This window comes from Bathymodiolus heckerae thiotrophic gill symbiont (assembly GCF_900128515.1).
Lineage (GTDB): Bacteria > Pseudomonadota > Gammaproteobacteria > PS1 > Pseudothioglobaceae > Thioglobus_A.
This window is the reverse complement of record NZ_FQTP01000146.1, coordinates 1-2,461: the sequence shown is the minus strand read 5'-3', so window position 1 is coordinate 2,461 and position 2,461 is coordinate 1. Positions and strand designations below refer to the sequence as shown.

Below are 2,461 nucleotides of genomic sequence, written 5' to 3'. Positions count from 1 at the left end.
GAAGCTTTAAAAACAAGGAAGAATTAAACAGTAAGATTATGGCATTCATTAATTATTTCAATGAAACGATGGCAAAGCCCTTTAAATGGACCTATCAAGGTAAGGTTTTGGTGATATAAAATCTATGAACGAACTTACGGGGCGCTGTACTAGCCAGTTATTAACTGAGATACTTCCTCGGGCAAATCGATTTCGTATCAAGTGTCTATCGGGCCGTAGCCGGATGATGAATCTCGCACCATAGCACTCTTTGGCTACTATACTCGTATTCAATACGATGCATTCCACCGATGCAAGATCGATAAGTAATGATTTCATGACGCGCCTGGCATTCATTTCCCCGGTCGGGGTTTGCGAATGACCAAAGCTCACGAGCACCAACATATCACACTGCCTTCGGACCTTTCCCCAGCAACATACCACTGGGTTCTCGTCCTCTGCTGACTTCTGCCCTGTTAACGCGCACCTTCGCAGGCTCTGTTCCACCGCTGCCGTTAAGCAGCTTAGGCAGGCATATCTCCCCGGGTAAGAACATGACCTTTCTCTGCACAACCACAGCATTTACCATCCCACAGTGATCCAGGTGGGCTTCGTCATGTTGTGCTGACTCGCCCTGCGGTTCGGCCTTACTATGCTGTTTTTGTCCATTGGCTCGCAGATTTGCACTTAGGCTTCAAGTGGTCGGTCGCCCTTCCACCCTTGCCATCGGCTAGTACTTTTAAAGTTGTCAAATAGGACTCCTTTCTGGATAATGTACAGGGACTTGCACCCCATAAGATCATGCCCATGCCGGGCACACACAAGTGCTTACACTCGGAAAAAACAAAGCTACGTCGCTGTCGCTCCTACGCTTTATTTTTCCGGTGAAGCAGGCGTTAGACTCAAAAGTTCACATCTTGTAAATATTGTAGAGCAATGCTATAGTTCATATTATGTCAACAAAGAGTACGTAATGTGCATGTTATTTCAAAGAAACCTTTTGCAGAAGCATCAGTCAAATATCCCAATGATAGAGATGCAATAATGAATACCTACAATGTTTTAAGAAAAGTAGAATTTGATACACCAAGCATAATGAAGGGAACATTTGCATCCCTTGATAATTTTAAATACAAAAATAAATGGTGGGTAATTGATATAGGTGGCAATAATTTAAGGCTTATTTTCGCAATATTATTTTCATATCAGAGAATTTACGTAAAGCATATTGTTACCCATACAGAATATGACAAGCTATGCTCTAAATATAGAAGGGAGAGCGATAAATGTTAGCAGTAAAAACAGAAACACTAACAAATTCTTTTCTAGGGTTTGCCCATAACGCATCAAGTATCCTTCATATAAAATCTGACAAGGCTTATCAAGAAGCTCTTGAACTAATTGAGCATCTATTTAACGAGGCAAATGATACTATTGATGAACCGTTAAATGATTTGATAGATATTATAGCTAAGTCAATTAATAAATATGAATCGAACCAAAAAGATATTGTGAAATTCGGTAATGAAGCAAATAATATTAGTCAAGAAATATCAGTCCTGAGAGTGTTGATGGATCAGCACAATTTAACTGTATCGGGTTTTAAAGATGAAATAGGGTCTAAATCATTGGTATCCATGATATTGAATGGAAAGAGAAACCTTACAAAAGAACATATAACTAAATTATCGAAACGATTTAGTTTAAACCCTGCCGTATTTTTTAATTTAAAAACTGCGTAGAACTCGGATTATTAATCATGCAAAAAAGTCTAACGAACAAGATTAGATTGTCGAATCAAGGGGTCAGAGTTTAATACCGCTACCAGTCATTTTACCCCTTAATAAATCAATCAGTTATGGGTTTTATCACTTGATTGAAAAATGACACTATAGTAATAAACAATAGCTTGCGAAGAACGTTTTTTAAAAACCACACCATAAATTTAATATTCAGGTTTTTAAGCCCTTGTTATTTAAGTGACCTTCCTTTATTTAAGTGACCTTCCTTTCAGGAAACATGGCAGAAACACAGCTTTAATCATTACAATTCAACAAGTTAATCTGTCACTGGTAGCGGCATTAGAGGGCATTAGGGTCAGAGTTGTTGAAATTCAACAACTCTAATGGGATGCTCCACCCCACTTCCTAAACGGCCTCAAATGGGCCATGAATTCAACAACTCCGACCCCTTGAGCACTTTTCTTGGACGACCACCCGGTAACTCGCGGGGTAATAAGGGCTTAATGATCTTCCACTTTTTATCATTTAAGTCTGTTGGGTAACGCTTAACTTTTGATGTCCGACGATGCTTTTTTGCCACTAGAAAAATATTCAGAATTATACCCTTCAGGTAGTAACCGTTCATTCCCCTATATAATTAAGCAGCAACTAGCGCAGGCATCTGCGGTAATTTAGGCACATTATTTCCCTGGCGGCGCATTTTAATAACATCCCTAAGATACAAAAGTGGTGAACTATTT

Annotated in this window: 2 protein-coding genes; both read left to right on the top strand. The window is 39.1% G+C overall.

Features of this window, described 5'->3' with window-relative positions:
- The first annotated feature begins 954 nt into the window (after positions 1–954).
- A complete protein-coding gene (locus tag BTHERMOSOX_RS10380) occupies positions 955–1,272 on the top strand; it encodes a type II toxin-antitoxin system HigB family toxin (RefSeq protein WP_138121074.1) in 318 nt (105 codons plus the stop codon).
- A complete protein-coding gene (locus BTHERMOSOX_RS10375) occupies positions 1,266–1,721 on the top strand; it encodes a helix-turn-helix domain-containing protein (protein ID WP_138121073.1) in 456 nt (151 codons plus the stop codon). The genes BTHERMOSOX_RS10380 and BTHERMOSOX_RS10375 overlap by 7 nt, the downstream gene beginning before the upstream one ends.
- Positions 1,722–2,461: the final 740 nt, after the last annotated feature.

What these genes read in the sequence shown, in the direction of transcription:
- BTHERMOSOX_RS10375 (WP_138121073.1), top strand. Translation starts at nt 1,266, where the DNA reads ATGTTAGCAGTAAAAACAGAAACACTAACAAATTCTTTTCTAGGGTTT.